The sequence below is a fragment of the Pseudoalteromonas sp. SWXJZ10B genome (assembly GCF_015864475.1).
Classification (GTDB): Bacteria; Pseudomonadota; Gammaproteobacteria; order Enterobacterales; family Alteromonadaceae; genus Pseudoalteromonas; species Pseudoalteromonas arctica.
This window is the reverse complement of record NZ_JADYXD010000013.1, coordinates 70244-88126: the sequence shown is the minus strand read 5'-3', so window position 1 is coordinate 88126 and position 17883 is coordinate 70244. Positions and strand designations below refer to the sequence as shown.

The following is a 17883-nucleotide window of genomic DNA, read 5'->3' as shown; positions in this document are numbered from 1 at the left end:
GTTATAAATACATAAACAACAATACTGATTGATTAAGTATTTTACTTTTCTATTATAAGGATTCCAGAATGAGCAACCCTAAAGCAGGCCAATGTCCGGTCATGCACGGCAGTAATACTAAAACGTCTAATCCCAATACTGATTGGTGGCCAAATGCCCTAAACTTAGACATTCTTCATCAGCACGACACCAAATCAAATCCATACAATAGCGACTTTAATTACGCTGAAGCATTTAAATCAATCGATCTTGACGCGCTAAAAACAGACGTAAAAAGCTTAATGACCGATAGCCAAGATTGGTGGCCAGCCGATTGGGGACATTACGGCGGTTTAATGATTCGTTTAGCATGGCACTCAGCGGGTTCATACCGTTTGGCCGATGGTAGAGGGGGCGGTGGTACAGGTAATCAACGTTTTGCGCCACTAAATTCATGGCCAGACAACGGTAACCTCGACAAAGCGCGCCGTTTACTTTGGCCAATAAAGAAAAAATACGGTAACAAGCTTTCATGGGCCGACTTAATTATTTTAGCGGGCAACATGGCATACGAATCAATGGGTTTAAAAACCTTTGGTTTTGCCGGCGGCCGAGAAGATATTTGGCACCCTGAAAAAGACGTTTACTGGGGAGCTGAAAAAGAATGGTTAGCGCCAAGTGACGGTCGTTACGAAAGTGTAGACAAACCAGATACCATGGAAAATCCATTAGCCGCAGTACAAATGGGCTTAATTTATGTAAACCCTGAAGGTGTAAATGGTATACCTGATCCGCTTAAAACAGCGGCCCAAATTCGCGAAACTTTTGCGCGTATGGCAATGGATGACGAAGAAACCGCTGCATTAACGGTAGGCGGGCACACAGTAGGTAAAGCACATGGTAATGGCAAAGCAGAAAACTTAGGCCCAGAGCCAGAAGCTGCTGACGTACACGAGCAAGGCCTTGGTTGGAATAACACTACAACCCGTGGTATTGGCCGCGATACAGTTACATCAGGTGTAGAGGGCGCATGGACTACGCACCCAACACAATGGGATAACGAATACTGTAAGCTTTTATTAACCTACGAATGGGAACTCACTAAAAGCCCAGCAGGCGCTCATCAGTGGGAGCCTATTAATATTAAAGAAGAAGACAAACCTGTCGATGTAGAAGATTCATCAATTCGTTTAAACCCAATGATGACAGATGCTGATATGGCCATGAAAGTGGACCCAACGTACCGTAAAATTATTGAGCGTTTTTATAACGACTTTGACTACTTTTCAGACGTGTTTGCACGTGCCTGGTTTAAACTAACTCACCGCGATTTAGGTCCTAAATCATGTTACTTAGGTGCTGACGTACCAAGCGAAGACTTAATTTGGCAAGATCCAATCCCAGCCGTTGATTACACATTAACAGACGACGAAATTAGCAATTTAAAAACGACATTATTAAATTGTGGTGTTAGTGCCGCTGATTTAATAAATACAGCTTGGGATAGCGCACGTACTTATCGTGGTTCTGATAAACGTGGCGGCGCAAATGGTGCACGCATTCGTTTAGCACCGCAAAAAGATTGGCAAGGTAATGAGCCAGAACGTTTAGCATCAGTACTTAGTGCGCTTGAAAAAGTGCAGGCTGGCTTGAGTAAACCTGTTAGCATCGCCGACTTAATTGTTTTAGGTGGTACAGCTGCTATCGAACAAGCAGCAAAACAAGCCGGTGTTGATGTAAACGTGCCGTTTGCTCCAGGACGTGGAGATGCAACAGATGAAATGACTGATGCAGAATCGTTTGATGTACTAGAACCAATCCACGATGGTTTTAGAAACTGGCTGAAAAAAGATTACGCAGTGTCAGCGGAGGAGTTATTACTAGAGCGCAGCCAACTAATGGGATTAAGTGCACCAGAAATGTCGGTACTTATTGGTGGGATGCGAGTACTAGGTACTAACTATGCTGGCAGCGAACACGGCGTATTTACAAATAGCGTAGGCTCATTAACCAACGACTTCTTTGTAAACTTAACTGACATGTCAAACCGTTGGGAGCCAACTCAAAAAGGTTTATACAATATAGTAGACCGTAAAAGTGGCACTACTAAATGGACTGCAACACGCGTTGATTTAGTATTTGGATCAAACTCTATATTGCGCGCACTTGCTGAGTTTTATGCACAAGACGACAACAAAGAGCGCTTTGTACATGACTTTGTAAACGCATGGGTAAAAGTAATGAACGCAGACAGATTCGATCTTAAATAATCTGTACGCTAAATAAAAACGGGGGAGTAATAATTTACTCCCCCGTTTTTGCATATAGTCCCGGTCAGTATTACTTATAAAATATTGTAATTTATCTAAGTCATATAAAAATTAGGCATTAAAAAAGGCGGCAAAAGCCACCTTTTTATAAAACAATAAAACTTATAGAAGTGCAAAAAGCTTTTGTAGTTGTGGCATGTATTCGCTCACAAGTTCAAGGTTGCTTTCGCTTACTAAAGACTCTGTAGACTCCTCAGCTGCGCTTGACGATTTACCAAACGAACCCATTAACGAACTAGCGCCTTTATCTTTAGCACTTTTCATGCTTTGAAAACCGCCCATTACTTTATTCGCTGTTTCTTGATTATCAGCAGATAAACCCGATTTAAGGTTTTCGATATAAGCCATTGATACTTCAGAACCTACAGTTACTAGTTGCTCTGGTGTAAAGCCGTAGCGGCCTGTAACACCCGCGAAGCTTTTGTATAGGTCTTGCTCTTTAATCATGCTTAGTGCGCTATTAGCTAGAGAGCTTTGTTCGTCAACACTTTGATCTGCAGAACCACCTAGCATACTTGCTAAGTCTAAGTCTTTTAAAGACTCTTGGCTGCTTGCCCAGCTCGTTACAGCTGGCAGTGCTTTCATATAGCTTTGAAGTTGACCTTCGTTAATATCTACTGCAAGGCTTGAGAAACTCATTGCTAATAAGCTAAGTGATACAAGTATTTTTTTCATTGAGCATTTCCTAGTATTAAAGTTGTGCCAATTAGAAACTAATAAGCAACACTTGCCAACACAAAATAATATATTGGCAGATTTTATAGTACAATTTATGAGAATTTATTTAAGTTCTAAGAATTTAGTTCATTCACCACAAGCTAATGTACTGATGATATAATACATTTTTGACAAATAGAGCTGAACACAATGTTAACAATTTCAAATACTGTCACTATCGATGAATGGGAACTAGAGCTAACGGCTATTCGTTCGCAAGGTGCCGGTGGTCAAAATGTTAACAAAGTAGCCAGTGCAATTCATTTACGCTTTGATATTAACCGCTCTAAATTACCTGATTTTTATAAAGAGCGCTTACTTGCCTTAAATGATACAAGAATTACCAAAGAAGGCGTTTTAATAATTAAAGCGCAAAGCCATCGTACTCAAGAGCTAAACCGAGAAGATGCCCTTAAGCGCTTAAAAGATTTAATACTTAGTGCTACCGTTGTTAATAAAGCGCGTCGTGCCACCAAGCCCAGCCGTAATTCACAGCGAAAGCGCATGGATAAAAAAACTAAACACGGGCAAAACAAAGCGCTACGCGGCAACATAAAGTTTTAGTTTTAAACGGTATTAATAAAGTATAGAAGGGACTTGATGCCTACATGCAGGCATCATTTTTACATCGTATTGTACGTATAAAAATATGAGTGAGGGGTAGCCTCACTTATATTTAATAACTATTAATACCTACTTAGCCATTTCTAAATCAGATTCTGCATTTGCCAACATTGCAAACTCTTCATCAGCGCTTTTAGCAACTAAGTGTTTTGAGCTATAGCCAAAGTAATATGCGGCGCCCACAATAAACAGCACCATAGTGTATAAAAATGCACGAGGGTCAAACGCATACACGCCCGTTAATGCTATAAGCGAAAGTACTAAAGCAATACTTGACGTAACTACGCCACCTGGAGTTTTGTACGGGCGAGGTAAATCAGGTTGTTTAACGCGAAGTAAAATATGACTCAGCGCCATTAATGCATACGAGAGCGTTGCACCTACTACTGCCATTGCAAGTATTAAGTCACCCTCACCACTGAGTGATACTAAAAAGCCAAATACTGCCGGTACAATCAACGCACGTGCTGGCACTTTGCGATTAGTCGTAATAGACAACGAACGTGGTAAATAACCGGCTCTAGATAAAGCAAACACTAAGCGACTATAACCATAAATAATAGAGAAAAACGAAGCAACTAAACCCGCAAGCCCTAATATATTTACAACGGTTGCTAAGCCCTCACTACCGGATGCATTTAATGCATCAACTAAAGGTACAGCACTTGCCCCCATTGCAGCAGCACCGCCAGCACCAGGTACTAAAACAACAACTAAAAAAGCAGTAAATAACAAAAAGATCATTGCACCAATAATGCCTTTTGGCACATCTCTAGCGGGATCTTTTGCTTCTTCAGCAGCAAGCGGTACACCTTCAACCGCTAAAAATAACCACATGGCAAACGGTAATGCAGCCCAAACCCCGTACCAACCTAAAGGTAAAAACTCACTGGCTCCCACTGCATCGGCTACGGGGACGTCAAATAAGCGCGATGCATCAAAATTTGTGATTAAAACAAAAGCCGTTGCAATAATAGCTAATACCGCTAAACCACTTATTACCATCATTACTTTAAGCGCTTCTCCTACGCCCGCTAAATGAATTCCCACAAATAGTAAGTAAAATAATGCATATACCCATGGGCCATTAAATCCGGTGAGGGCTTCAACTGCCGAGCCAATAAAAATAACAATAGCAGCGGGCGCTAAGGCGTATTCAATTAATACGGCAAGCCCGGTTAAATAGCCTCCCGCTGGCCCCATAGCTTGACGCGCAAAACTATAACCACCGCCTGCAGCAGGTATTGCAGCTGACATTTCAGCAAGCGATAGTACAAGCGCTAAATACATAACCGCCATTAATACTGCAGCAATGGCAAAACCACCCCAACCGGCTTCGGCGATACCAAAGTTCCAGCCTGCAAAGTCACCCGATATTACATACGACACACCCAAACCTGCGAGCAATAACCACCCCGCAGTACCCCGTTTTAACTGTCTTTTAGCAAGGTACTCTGTATTATTATTAGACATAACCTTTCTCCGTTGATGTTTAGTTTTTATTTTTTTATTTCATGTGTTTTTAATTCGCGGATTAAAATTACTCAGCAATTAAAAAGTTAGTGGTTGAAACCTGATGCTCAATTACATCATCTTGTGTGCGGTCTTTTAAATTAACCCCAGTTAGTTTTAGTTTTTTAGCTTCACGTAATAAGTACAGTGCGCGTCGCGCCGCTTCTGTATAAGGTAGGCCTGCAGGGCGAATATTCGATATGCAATTACGACATGCATCGTTAAGTCCTGTTTTGGGCTCCCATGTCAAATATAAGCCAAGGCTATCTGGCGAACTAAGTCCTGGGCGCTCTCCTATTAACACCATAACCACCTGCGCATTTAGCAACTCACCTATATCATCTCCAATCGCTACTCGCCCTTGCTCAACCAAAGTAATGGGAGCAATTTTAAATTGCTTGTCTGTTGTAAGGTGCGTTAATAGCTCTGTTATAAATGGGTATGCATTTTTTTGTACCGCCAACGACGAAAGTCCATCAACCACTACAATCGCTAAATCGTATTTAGCCTGCGCAGTGTGCTTTTGTTTATTCATATAGCTGAGAAGTACTTGCCTACCATTTTCATCAAGTTTGCGGCCTAAATCGGGTCGCTGAAGGTAAGTAACCCTGTCAACGGCTTGGCTGTGTAAATGCAGGGGAGGGGCAACCTCTTTTAGAGCATTAATACTGCCTAGTTGCTCAGTCATTTCGTTAATATCAAGCGGAAAACTCACCGCATCACGCGCTTGTGCATGAGATAGCTGAAAAGCCAGCATTTCTGAGGTTGGCAAACTTATACCAGCGCGACCAAGCCCAATACGGGCGTCGGTAAAACGCCGTAAATCACTCCAAGGGTTGTGCACTACATTACCGTTATTTTTATGCTCATTTACTGAGTTATCTAATGGAGTGGTCGGTTTTGAACGTGATTTCATGAGCCACCTCCAGCAATTGCACCCAGAGGTTTAGCAAAAGCGGGAGGCAAGGTATCTGAAAGTGTGATGTCGGTAGTGCTTTGCATAATTTTCATTTTGCTTAGCCATGCTTCAAACTCAGGGGCGGGTCTAGAGCCAAGAACTCGACGCACATATAATGCATCATGAAACGACGTAGTTTGGTAATTAAGCATAATATCGTCAGAGCCAGGTATTCCCATTACAAACGAGCAACCTGCAACACCTAATAGCGTTAGCAAATTATCCATATCGTTTTGATCGGCCTCTGCATGATTGGTGTAACACACGTCGCACCCCATCGGTATGCCTAGTAACTTAGCGCAAAAGTGATCCTCAAGTCCTGCTCGGGTAATTTCTTTACCATCAAACAAATATTCAGGGCCAATAAACCCCACCACGGTATTAACCAGTAACGGATCAAACTTACGAGCAACTGCATAAGCGCGAGCTTCACACGTTTGCTGATCAAGCCCATGATGCGCATTTGCTGAAAGCGAACTGCCTTGCCCAGTTTCAAAATACATCACATTATTGCCAACAGTGCCGCGCTTTAAACTCAAAGCGGCATCTTGCGCTTCAGCTAAAGTATTTAAATTAAAACCAAAACTTGAGTTAGTAGCCTCCGTGCCGCCAATCGACTGAAATACCAAATCAACCGGTGCGCCAGCTTCTATACATTCAATAGTGTTAGTAACATGTGTAAGCACACAGCTTTGCGTCGGTATGGCGTATTTTTGAATAACATCATCCATTAATGTCATTAATTTAATGGCCTGGGCAACGTTGTCGGTTGCTGGGTTTATACCTATTACGGCATCGCCATTACCGTATAGCAGCCCATCAAGCATGCATGCAGCAATACCGTTAATATCGTCAGTTGGATGATTTGGTTGTAAACGTGTAGATAAATGCCCAGGGAGGCCAATAGTGTTTCTAAAAGCACTTGTAACATGGCACTTTTTAGCAATTAATATGAGATCTTGATTGCGCATTATTTTGCTAACTGCAGCAGCCATTTCAGGCGTAATTCCTTGCCTTATACTTGCAAGTACAGCGGGTGTTGCAAAGTCGCTTAAAAGCCAATTACGAAAATCGCCTACAGTTAAATGTGCAATAGCCATAAAGGCATTGGCATCGTGCTCGTCAATAATTAAGCGTGTAATTTCGTCATCTTCGTAGGGAATAAGTACCTCATTTAAAAATGTTTTAAGAGGTACATCGGCCAATGTCATTTGAGCCACAGCACGTTCTTGTGCTGATTGTGCAATGACGCCCGCTAAGCGATCACCCGAACGCTGTGGCGTTGCTTTAGCCATTAACTGGGCTAAGTTCTTGAATTTATAAGTGTGTGTACCTAAAGTGTAACTGTACGCTTGCCCCATGATTTACTCCACATAACTAACATGATAAACCTTGGTATAGGTTTTGCTGCATCTTTAGCTATAAATCAATTTTCAATAGTTACAAGACAGCTTATTTTGTACCAAGTAACTATCGAATTTCGGCAAAAGATTATTTATTAATCCAATTCAATTGGTTACATACGCAAAGCGGTGTTAACTTAACCATAATAAAAGTGTAACGAAAAAGAGCATCCCCTATATGGCGCAGCAAAGTAGCTACAACGCACCACTAAAGAGCAAGGTGCAAACACACGATATAGACGAGCAAGCGCATAGCCTTACTCAATGGCAGCAAAAATACGATCAAATGAGCGACGGCAGCTTTTATGGTTTTATTGAAGAAACAGATTACGTCAATATTCATGTGTTTAAAGAATACACCGAGCGAGCGCTTCGTCAGCAATGTAACATCGCCCCCAATTCGGTTTGGCTTGGCATTCCTTGTCAGTCGCAGCAAAGTAAGATTAATGGTCTAAGTGTGGCAAGTAATCAATTTATGTGCCGCACAAGTGATAATGACTTTGAGCTGATAACCCCTGAGCAATTTAATATTTATGGTTTGGTAATCGATTGGAATTCAATTGAATATATGGCGCAGCTACAAGGCGTAACATTGAAAAACCTATCATCAGCACAATCAGCTCGCTTATCGGTAAGCAACTCATCATTGCAAACGGCAAGGCAAATAATTAATAGCATGGTTGTAGGCAAGGGCTTTGGACTTAAAACCGAATCACAGCAAGATATGCTAAACATGTTGGCACTACACTTATTACAAGCAGATAATCCACAACAAAATATTGCGCCAAGTTATAAACATCGAAAAGCCGTAGTAGATAAAGTAAAAGATTACGTGGCCACAAATCCACAAAACCCAATAACCATAACTGAGCTGTGCGAGCTTGCCTTTGTAAGTAGGCGCACACTTCAGTATAGTTTTGAGAGTGTTTTAGGAATTAACCCTTTGCGGTTTTTACGTTTAACACGTTTAAATAATGTAAGGCGGGAACTAAAAAAACCAAACCAAGATAAGCCAATTTCAGTAATAGCAGCCAATTGGGGATTTTGGCATGCGGGACAATTTGCTAAAGATTACACGCAACTATTTGGTGAAAACCCATCACAAACAGTTAAAAATTCAGCACAGCAGTTTAAACCACCGTGCTCTACAAACTTGTAGGTGCGAATTTACTTCGCGCTCATGTAACGTGGCTTTAATGCTCTAAAAGTGAAAGCGAGGTATAAAACCTCACCTACATCGTGCAAACACTAAACCCGTAGGTGCGAATTTATTTCGCGCTTATGTAATTTAGCTTTAATACTTTAAAAGTAAAAGCGAAGTATAAAACTTCACCTACATCGTGCAAACACTAAACCCGTAGGTGCGAATTTATTTCGCGCTCATGTAACGTGGCTTAAATGCTCTAAAAGTGAAAGCTAAGTATAAAACCTCACCTACATCAACACCGAACCCGTAGGTGCGAATTTATTTCGCGCTTATGTAACATGGCTTAAATGCTTTAAAAGTGAACGCGAGGTATAAAACCTCACCTACATCTTGCAAACACCAAACCCGTAGGTGCGAATTTATTTCGCGCTCATGTAACATGGCTTTAATGCTCTAAAAGTGAAAGCGAGGTATAAAACCTCACCTACACCGTGCAAATACCAAACCCGTAGGTGCGAATTTATTTCGCGCTTATGTAACGTGGCTTGTATGCTTTAAAAGTAAAAGCGAGGTATAAAACCTCGCTTACTATATTCAAAAGCCCTATTTGATCGGTGCTATTTAAGCCGCGATTAAATAGGACTCTTGTCCTGAATGCTTGTTGTTGCGTTTAAACGAACCTTTGCCTTTTTTAGCTTTAACCACTTGTGGTTTAAATAATTTAGAGGTGACCATCGCCGCTAGTGCATTGTGGTTTATAACGCCTCGTCCTGTGTCTACCGCGCTGTTGCTTGCGGTTTTTGCTTTAGATTTTTTAGTCATATATTTCCTATCAACTAATGGTTATTTTAAGTTAAATAATAAAAAGGCTTTTATATTAGCCTATTTAAGAGATGGCGATTGTAGGCTTAATTTTCAACCGCGCAAGTATTTTTAATGCCCAACAGGTACTTTTTTAGTAATAAAAAAGTATAAAAAAAGCGCAGTTAATAACTGCGCTTAATATTACTTTAGTTTGCTTTATAAATTAAAAACTAAAGCTTACTTTTGCATAGTACGTTCTGCCGTCAAAGCCGTAAGGTAATGCACGTACTGGGTATTTAAATGCGCCGTTGGTGATAAAGTTAAGTACTTCGTCGTCGCCTAGCTCGTCTGGCGTTTCGTCAAATACGTTATCGGCACCCACTGAAAGCGCAAACATGTCGTTAATTTGGTAGCTAACATTTAAATCAACTAACACAGCAGACTCAACCGTACTTGTTGGTTTAAACGATCCTGTTGGCGAAAGCTCACCTGGTAATGAAATATGGTCATTACCAAAGTATTTTACATCTGTTTCGCCAAAGTAGTTAAAGCGAATGGTTGATGTGTAGGCATCGCGTTCGTAGTCAAACGTAAGCGTTGCACGTTCACTAGGTTGTCCGTCGGTAAAAAAGCTACGTTGTAAATCATCAAAAGCAACCGCTTCAGGAATACCGTCTTCAGCATTTACGCCGTCAATTTTAGTATCGTTTAGGTTACCTGCAAAGGTTACTCCTAAATTGCCACCTTCAACTTCTGTAAGGTACGATGCAATAATATCAACGCCTTGCGTAGTAGAATCAACCGAGTTTGAGAAGTAGTTAGCTTGCACAGCTCCAGTTGCTTGTAGCGCTGCAACTGCTTCTGAGCTAAACGATACGTCGTCAGCGGTAAGTAAGCTGCCAAGCGTAATACGGTCTTCAATTTCTACACGGTAAAAATCAACCGTTAACGAAAGCTCGCTTGTTACATCGTAAACAAAACCTGCACTGTAGTTTGTTGAAGTTTCAAGCTCTAAGCTATTTACGCCTAACGCACTTGGGAAAGCGGTCCCTGTGTTTGCAGTGAACGATTGCGTTAATGTGCCGTCTGAGCCTAAGTTAGTTGTAAAGGCTGTATAACCACTTTGTTGAAGTGATGGTGCTCTAAAACCAGTAGATACCGCACCACGTACAGCAAAATCATCTGAAAATTCATAACGTGTTGCTAATTTACCAATTAAATCATCCCCAGCATCTGAGAAATCTTCATAACGTAGCGCACCACTGACGTTCCATGCATCGGTGATCATAGTTTCTACGTCTACATAAACTGCGTAGCTGTTACGGTCGCTGTCGTTAGCTGCTTCAGGGCGTAGGCCGTTATAAGCCTGAAAACCACACTGTGCAAATTGGTCCGGATCGTTTACTGATGGGTACGAGGTATCCATATTTGCTAGTCCACAGGCGTATGATGCTTCATCGCCAGGCACTATTTCGTAGTTTTCTTTACGATATTCAGCGCCTACTGTTACATATAAAGGTTCACCACGGCCAATATCTACAATACCGTTTACATCAAGGTTAAGCGTTGTTTGATCAAATCTAAAACCACCTGAGTAACCGCCACTAGGGCCTGAGTTTGCTGCAATATCGGCATCGCTTGCACTTGGGTTGTTAAATAAATACTCAGCCGCGTAAGAAGCGTTTAATGTATTGCGTGATGTAAAGTCGTATTGATTTTCACCATAAACAGCCGATACATCGTAATTCCAATCTGTGTTTATATCGCCTTTAAAACCAAGCGCGACTGAAATATCTTGTGCTTCGTTATATATGCGCGGTAAAAAACCATCGCTATATACTTGGGTTACGTTTTTAGACGCTTCGTTAAAATTACGGTAAAAACCATTACCCAGCGCCGTGCGCTCTGAGTAGCCACCAAACGAGTAAAGCTCGCCGTCGCCCATTGGTAATGCCATGTTGTAAAATAACGACGTAAATTCACTTTCTGAGTTACCTTGGCCCCAGCGTACGTCTTCACTTAACGTACCTGGTTCAACATTAAGCGACCCCCCCGTATCACGCTCGGCGCGGTTAGTGCCATCGGCATCACGGTACTCAAGCGATAGGTTAATAAAGCCGCCTTCGTTGCCTAATTCAAAACCACGGTTTAAACCTGCTGAAATAGTGTCGCCGTCACCTTCACTTGTGCCGCCGTATTGTACAAAACCCGTTGTAATACCGGTTGAGTTATTAAGAGATAAGTTAATTACGCCTGCAATAGCATCAGAGCCATATTGCGCCGCTGCGCCATCGCGTAATACTTCAACGCCTTTAAGGGCCGTTAGCGGAATGGCATTCATATCGGTACCCGCAGCGCCTGCGCCTACTGTACCGTTAAGGCCAAAAATTGATTGGTTATGGCGACGTTTACCATTTACTAATACAAGAGTTTGATCTGGCTGTAAGCCACGAAGTGTGGCGGGTCTAAATAAATCAGAACCGTCAGATACTTGTGTACGCGAAAAGTTAAATGAAGGCGCTGTCGCTTGCAGGCTTTGGCCAAGCTCGGTAAAGCCACCTTTGGTTAAATCATCTGCGTCAATTAAATCAATAGGAGAAGAAGACTCAGTAGAAGTACGGTTAGATACACGCGATCCTAATACAGATATTTGCTCAATGTTTTTAGCAGCTTGCACTGGTGCTTCTTCTGCGTTAACAATGCTTGGTGCGCTAAACGCGAAAGCAACGGCTACAGCAAGTGTGTTTAAACGGTATGTTGGCATAGTGACGACCCTGTTTTTTTGTGTTCTTATAATATGTGTGTGGTTATGGTGCTCATAACCTGTTGCAAACATCCTAGCAACATATGCAAACAAAAAGAAATGAAAAAAACTAAATATTTGGTCTAAGTATGCAAATAAATTTCAAGATAAGAAAAAACCACCTTTAATCGATTAAAATACACGCTACAAGGGCATTAAACTTCAAAAAAAAGATCTATTAACTTTTTATTTACATTGTGATTTTGTTCGTTAGTTTACGCTTTTAAAGGTAATAGGCAGCGGATGGTCGTACCTGTCCCTAATGTGCTGTTAACTTCTATTTTTCCGCCATGATCGCTCACCATAGCGTATACAAGTGTCATACCCATACCGGTACCTTCTCCAACTTCTTTTGTTGTATAAAAAGGGTCAAACATATGCGCTATTGTGTCTTCACTCATTCCACAGCCATTATCTTTTACCTCAATACAGATATTTGTGTTTAGTTCAAAAATATTGACCTCAATAATGCAGCCTTTTTCTAAATCAAGCTCGCATGCTTGCCAAGCATTCATTAAGAGATTTACAAAAATTTGATTAATTGATGATAAATTGCACCAAATAAGTGGTAGTGGTTCAAACCGCGTTTTTATCTCGCATAGTTTGAGTTTGTTACTTAATAACCTTAAAGCATTATTAGCACCCGTTGTTACATCGGTTAGTTGCTTATCTTGCGAGGAGGAGGGGTGGGCAAAGTTTAATAAGTCATGCACAATTTGTTTTATTCGTTTGAGTCCTTCAACGCTGTCGTTAACTTGTCCCTGCAAATTGTTATAAAGCCACGCATACGGATACTGTAAGTTGAGTATGTCGATTTCGTGTTTAAAACGGCTCTCTTTAATTTCGTTGTTTAAGTATTGCTCGTTAAGCTTTAGCAACGTGATAAGCAAAGGAGTAGAATTTTGTAAGCTTTCTATATTACTCATTGCATAGGCAAGCGGGGTATTTATTTCATGGGCTACGCCTGCACAAAGCGTTCCTAAGGTTGCCATTTTTTCGGTTTGCACAAACAGCATTTGCTGGTGTTCTAAATCGGCTACTTTTTTTTGTAATTCATTATTTATGGCAACTAAAACGGTGCTTTTATCTTTGAGTAATTGTTCTGCGGCCAAGCGCAGCTTTTGTTCGTTTAAAAAAGCACGTTCAAAATTACCATCTGATCCATTCATTCCTTTCATCCATATAGATAACTTTATACTTAACGTTTAGTCGTCTACATGCAAATTTGCAACTTTAGTGTGAGCATTTATCTACTTATAGATAATAACCACATTAGGTGACTCCTACTCTATATAAAAGGTAAGCATAAACAGGTCACGGATGTTTTTTTAAGCTATTATTTAGCCAGAAGTAATTTAAAGGCGGCGCAATGACTCAAGCAACACCAAACACACCAATGAATCAGGTTGATGTACTTTGTATTGATGATGACGAAATAGTACTACGTACGTTAACACGACTACTTGAAGTAAATGGCTTAACGGTTATTGTTTGCGATAATCCGCAAAACGCACTAACACTTTTTAAAAATCATGAATTTGGTTTAATTATTAGCGACATGCGGATGCCAGTAATGAACGGTGCCGAGTTTTTAGAAAAAGCGCGTGCGCTGGCACCCGACACTCAACGCATTTTATTAACCGGTTACGCCGATATACAAACAACCCTAGCGGCTGTTAACCAAGGGCAAATAAATGGTTATATTCAAAAACCATGGCAAAACGATTTATTACTTCGAAGCATTAAAGATAGCCTAGAAAAATTTGCGCTAAAAAAGCAAAACAAAAAATTAGAAACACAAGTTAAGGCACAAAACCAAGAACTACTTGAGCTAAACAACACGTTAGAGCAACGAGTAGAAAAACGCACCTTACAAATCAAACAAGTTTTAAAAAAGCTAGAAGACGCCAACGAGCGCGAAAAACAAGAGCACAAATCGACCGTTGAGCTGCTATATAATTTTGTAAACGCAAACCCTTACCTTGATGGCAACAAAGCACAAAATATTGCAAATACCTGCACACAAATAGCGCTTTACTTAAACCTGTCGCAAAAAAGCATTGATCTTGCCCCAATGGCGGGTTATTTAGCACAAATAGGTTTGCTTGCTATGGACCCTGAACTTTATAAAAAACCGCTAAATCGGTTAAATGAGCAACAACGCAAAACCTTTTATACTCATCCAAGTACTGCACAATTAATGCTAATGCCAGCAATACATTTACACGACTTATCGGATGCTATTTATTACCAGTTTGAACGTTTTAACGGAAATGGAATGCCCAAAGGCCTTGCTGGAAACGATATACCGATAGGGGCTATGGTATTAGGGTTAGCGCGCGATTACTGGGACGCGTTTGAGCAGAGCAATGCAAGCGATGAAAAGCAGCGCCATGAGGATGCACTCGAAAGTGTAAAACTTTATAGTGGTTCGTTTTACCACCCTAAAATAGTTCGTGCGCTTGAAGCAAGCCATGCAAAACTACACGAAGAAAAAAGTTCAGCAGGATCAGTACTAATTTGTAATGCCCATGAGCTTAAAGAGCAAATGATACTCGGCCATGCTCTGCACAGCCATTCGGGTATAATGTTGTTGCCTAAAGGTCATGTATTTAGCCGCAAATCAATAGAAAAACTGCAGCAACTAGAATCTAAAAAACCAGCCCCATTTAGAATTATGGTTAAAACTGCTAAATGATTGATCTAAACGGCAGTTTTTTTCGTTACAATGTGCATAAAATATATTATTGAATTTGCTTGAAGGAGCACTCTGTGTCGCGATTTTCTGCGGTTACTGACAACCCCCATGATGGGCGTTTTAACCAAAAAACGGGAATACTGCTTACTAACCTAGGTAGCCCTGATGCACCAACAGCTGCTGCGCTTCGTATATACTTACGTGAGTTTTTATCAGATCCACGCATTGTAGAAATACCACGCCTAGTATGGATGATAATTTTACATGGCATTATTTTGCGTGTGCGCCCTAAGCGTTCGGCTAAATTATACGAAAGTATATGGACCGAAAATGGCTCACCGCTTACTCACATCACTCGCCAACAAAGCGTAAAGCTAAATACCTTATTAAAAGAGCAAGGCTATACCAATACCGAAGTAGTAATGGCTATGCGCTATGGCAATCCTTCAATAGAGGCAGGCCTTGAGGAGCTTCGTGATAAAGGCTTAACGCGTATTATTATATTGCCAATGTACCCGCAATATTCTAGCCCAACCACGGGTTCAACGTTCGATGCTGTATCGAGCGTACTGCGTAAATGGCGCTGGGTGCCAGAGCTGCACTTTATTAATGGCTATCATAAAAACACCCGTTATATTGAGTCACTTGCTAATAGTATTAGTGAGGATTTAGAAGCGAATGGTATGCCACAAAAAATTGTTTTTTCGTATCACGGTATGCCTAAACTATTTTTAGAGCGAGGCGATCCGTACCATTGCCTATGTTTACAAACCACGCGTTTAGTTGTCGAAAAACTAGGCCTTGATAAAGACAAAGTAATTAGTACTTTTCAAAGTCGATTTGGTAAAGCCGAGTGGTTAAAGCCTTACACCGACGCAACGCTTGAAGCCCTGCCTGATGAGGGTATTACCGATGTAGCCATTATCAGTCCTGCTTTTAGCGCCGACTGCCTAGAAACACTTGAAGAGCTAGAAGGTGAAAACCGAGAAATATTCGAAAACGCAGGCGGCAAAAAATACCGTTACATAGCGGCACTAAACGACAGAGACGACCACATAGAAGCTGTGTTTGATGTTATAAAACCGATGTTGTAAATCTGATTATAAAAGCACATAGCTATAAATAGTTCGCATTAAGCGGTGTTAAAATTAACACCGCTTTTTTGTTTTAAGGGCTTTTAAAATATTTAGTTAATTAATTCACAAAGAGGTTAAGAGGCGCTGCGCTTTTTAAAGTAGTGATAAAACATAAAAATACTGTTTTTGGCTTTCTCATTTACTCCTCTTTTACTTCTCATTGTGCAAATAAAAGCTTTTAAAGGGCGAATTAATTCACAAAGAGCTTAAGAGGCGCTGCGCTTTTTAAAGTAGTGATAAAACATAAAATATACTGGTTTTTGTTTTTAGCTTTTCTCATTTACTCCTCTTTTACTTCTCATTGTGCAAATAAAAGCTTTTAAAGGGCTAATTAATTTACAAAGAGCTTAAGAGGCGCTGCGCTTTTAGAGTAGTGATACATATTGGCCGATCTGGTTTTTCTCAGTTATTACTGATTACCTTATCTTTGTGAAAGAAATTACTTATACTTTTAATAATAATTAAAATAAAAACGTATTGCGGAGGGGGAGAATACCTAAGCAACAGCAATTAAACGCTATCGCTTAAAGTATAAATCAATCGCTTTAGTGAGGAGCTCGTCGAGTTGTTCTTCAAATTCTTCAATATTAATATCAAAGTGCTTTAAGTAAGCTCGAGCCTGCACAAGGGATAAATTACGGCTGTTAACGCTATATTGTCGCTCGTCTATGGTTTTATCGTAACGAGGTAAAAATACAAATTGGCCATAAAATGGTGACTTAATATGTTTATTTGCAAAACGACAAAAATCTTCAACATGCTCAGCACCCTTAGGGCCAAGGCAACCGGGCTCGATGCGATACATTAAGCGAATTTTTTTGTCGTCATTTATTTGCATATAAAGCCTTTATCTAAAAAACAGTACGCGTACTATTTTTCCATCTTTAATTTGGTAACTCGAAATAAGTTCTGAACGTTTATCAACTACCTTTTCGTCAGTTGAGCAGGTTTCTGATAGTTCGTGATCAATCACTATATCACCGTGTACTATGCGCTTAATTGGTGATGAGTGAATACACTTTAACTTTTTAAACATTAGCCCATAACGTTCTATTAGTTTTTCTTTACCTTTAAATAATAGCTCATTAGGGAAAATATAAAACTCAACATCTTCGGCATACACACGAAGAAACTCTTCAATGTTACGCGCGTTATACGCTTTAACTAACTGCTCTACTACCGCAAGTGATTCGCGCGATTGCTTAGCTTTAGTTTGTTGCTTAACTGTCAGCGCTTCTTTTGCTTGCGTAACTGCTTTTTCAGCTTCGGCTACAGCCACTGCTTTTTCTATTTTATTTTTAGGCTTTTCAGTAGGTTTAATCTGCTCGTTACCCAATACCTTTGAATCGTCTGGTTTAGTCGCATCAATTGTTGGCTTTTTAAGCTCAGGTGCTTTGTATTCAAGCGTATTTACTTTGTCGTCAGCTTTGACTTGAGTTACTGATTGCTCATCTTCAACTTTTGGTTTTTCAACGTTTGCTTGAGCTTCAACTTGCTGCTCTTTTTGCTCAGGCTCGCTTTGTTCTGCGGCGTAAGTAATAAGCGCAACGGTGGTAATTAACGAGGCAAAAATAATAGATAACGGTTTCATAACTTTCCTAAAATGAACACTAAACACGTGTAATACCAATTACATTAAATAAGTGATCTATTATAGCGTCAAGAAAATAGCACAATAACAAGGCGAAAATTGTGACATATAGTTGTTCTATATGAATAACTTTTAACGCAGTTAGTGAGTTATTTAATGCGATAGAATGATCATATTTTTG

General features: G+C 40.4%; 14 protein-coding genes. 5 read left to right on the top strand and 9 right to left on the bottom strand.

Annotation, left to right across the window (positions count from 1 at the left end; all coding sequences use genetic code 11):
* The first annotated feature begins 68 nt into the window (after nt 1-68).
* Nucleotides 69-2249 (top strand): catalase/peroxidase HPI, encoded by a 2181-nt coding sequence (katG, locus tag I6F54_RS12980; RefSeq protein WP_197141690.1) that lies wholly within the window; start codon nt 69-71, stop codon nt 2247-2249.
* A 162-nt stretch (nt 2250-2411) separates the two neighbouring features.
* Here katG and I6F54_RS12975 read toward each other — a convergent pair whose 3' ends face one another.
* Nucleotides 2412-2984: a hypothetical protein gene (locus tag I6F54_RS12975; protein ID WP_010555231.1), complete on the bottom strand. Its 573-nt coding sequence runs from the start codon at nt 2982-2984 to the stop codon at nt 2412-2414.
* Between the two features lie 192 nt (nt 2985-3176).
* Here I6F54_RS12975 and arfB point away from each other — a divergent pair, with 192 nt between their 5' ends.
* Nucleotides 3177-3590: an alternative ribosome rescue aminoacyl-tRNA hydrolase ArfB gene (gene arfB, locus I6F54_RS12970; protein WP_007583522.1), complete on the top strand. Its 414-nt coding sequence runs from the start codon at nt 3177-3179 to the stop codon at nt 3588-3590.
* 129 nt (nt 3591-3719) lie between these two features.
* On the opposite strand, the gene eat is transcribed toward arfB, so the two are convergent.
* From eat to I6F54_RS12955, 3 genes are all read right to left on the bottom strand, one after another.
* On the bottom strand, nt 3720-5123 hold the full coding sequence (gene eat, locus I6F54_RS12965; RefSeq protein ID WP_197141688.1) for an ethanolamine permease: 1404 nt from the start codon (nt 5121-5123) through the stop codon (nt 3720-3722).
* A gap of 67 nt (nt 5124-5190) precedes the next feature.
* Nucleotides 5191-6078: an ethanolamine ammonia-lyase subunit EutC gene (gene eutC, locus I6F54_RS12960; RefSeq protein WP_197141686.1), complete on the bottom strand. Its 888-nt coding sequence runs from the start codon at nt 6076-6078 to the stop codon at nt 5191-5193.
* Nucleotides 6075-7481: an ethanolamine ammonia-lyase subunit EutB gene (locus I6F54_RS12955; RefSeq protein ID WP_024594012.1), complete on the bottom strand. Its 1407-nt coding sequence runs from the start codon at nt 7479-7481 to the stop codon at nt 6075-6077. Before I6F54_RS12955 ends, eutC begins: the two co-directional genes overlap by 4 nt.
* A gap of 220 nt (nt 7482-7701) precedes the next feature.
* Between I6F54_RS12955 and I6F54_RS12950 the strand changes: the two genes are divergently transcribed.
* Nucleotides 7702-8682, top strand: a complete 981-nt coding sequence (locus tag I6F54_RS12950; RefSeq protein ID WP_165741312.1) for a helix-turn-helix domain-containing protein — start codon at nt 7702-7704, stop codon at nt 8680-8682.
* A 609-nt stretch (nt 8683-9291) separates the two neighbouring features.
* Here the strand turns inward: I6F54_RS12950 and arfA are convergent.
* The 3 genes from arfA to I6F54_RS12935 form a co-directional block, all read right to left on the bottom strand.
* A complete protein-coding gene (gene arfA / locus I6F54_RS12945) occupies nt 9292-9492 on the bottom strand; it encodes a ribosome alternative rescue factor ArfA (RefSeq protein WP_024593211.1) in 201 nt (66 codons plus the stop codon).
* A gap of 205 nt (nt 9493-9697) precedes the next feature.
* A complete protein-coding gene (locus I6F54_RS12940) occupies nt 9698-12238 on the bottom strand; it encodes a TonB-dependent receptor plug domain-containing protein (RefSeq protein WP_197141684.1) in 2541 nt (846 codons plus the stop codon).
* Nucleotides 12239-12492: 254 nt separating this feature from the next.
* The gene (locus tag I6F54_RS12935; RefSeq protein WP_007583514.1) at nt 12493-13446 is read right to left on the bottom strand and encodes a sensor histidine kinase; all 954 of its coding nucleotides are present in this window, start codon (nt 13444-13446) and stop codon (nt 12493-12495) included.
* 200 nt (nt 13447-13646) lie between these two features.
* On the opposite strand from I6F54_RS12935, the gene I6F54_RS12930 reads away from it, so the two are divergent.
* Both I6F54_RS12930 and hemH read left to right on the top strand, forming a co-directional pair.
* Nucleotides 13647-14975 carry an HD domain-containing phosphohydrolase gene (locus I6F54_RS12930; RefSeq protein ID WP_197141682.1) on the top strand — a complete coding sequence of 443 codons (1329 nt, stop codon included), beginning with the start codon at nt 13647-13649 and terminating at the stop codon, nt 14973-14975.
* Nucleotides 14976-15049: 74 nt separating this feature from the next.
* Entirely contained in the window at nt 15050-16069 is a 1020-nt protein-coding gene (gene hemH / locus I6F54_RS12925) for a ferrochelatase (protein WP_007583511.1), read from the top strand.
* 559 nt (nt 16070-16628) lie between these two features.
* Here hemH and I6F54_RS12920 read toward each other — a convergent pair.
* A complete protein-coding gene (locus I6F54_RS12920; protein WP_007583509.1) occupies nt 16629-16949 on the bottom strand; it encodes a hypothetical protein in 321 nt (106 codons plus the stop codon).
* 9 nt (nt 16950-16958) lie between these two features.
* Nucleotides 16959-17702, bottom strand: coding sequence for a nuclear transport factor 2 family protein (locus tag I6F54_RS12915; RefSeq protein WP_165728790.1), 744 nt, complete (start codon nt 17700-17702; stop codon nt 16959-16961).
* Between the last annotated feature and the right edge of the window lie 181 nt (nt 17703-17883).